The sequence below is a fragment of the Paenibacillus sp. GbtcB18 genome (genome assembly GCF_019091125.1).
GTDB lineage: Bacteria > Bacillota > Bacilli > Paenibacillales > NBRC-103111 > Paenibacillus_F > Paenibacillus_F chitinolyticus.
In genome coordinates, this window is record NZ_JAGXJX010000239.1 from 1 (window position 1) to 295 (window position 295).

Below are 295 nucleotides of genomic sequence, written 5' to 3' on the forward strand. Positions count from 1 at the left end.
CTCTAATGGCTCTAATTGTTTGGCCCATATAATTCATAACTACTGGAGCATTTTCAGTATTTATATGTAATCCGTCATTTGTATAATACTTATTTAAGATTTGCATGCAATCTTCACTGTCAGTATTTAATTGCTCTCTTTCAAAAAAGAAGCGATATAGAGTATTAGTTTGATTATTATCAAACTGAATGATCTGTCCAATGTTCATTTTTTTCCTTGTAACGATGTGATAAGCGTAAAATGTTGCTTCATGCATGGTTATCCTCCTAGTAGTTATATATATCAATGTTAAATT

The 295-nt window shown here is 29.8% G+C and carries 1 protein-coding gene; it reads right to left on the reverse strand.

The annotated features are described in order from the left end of the window. Window positions 1-256, reverse strand: a 256-nt coding sequence (locus KVT34_RS30130; protein WP_217563281.1) for a DUF2441 domain-containing protein, incomplete at its 3' end; no start/stop codon positions are given. Window positions 257-295 lie beyond the last annotated feature (39 nt).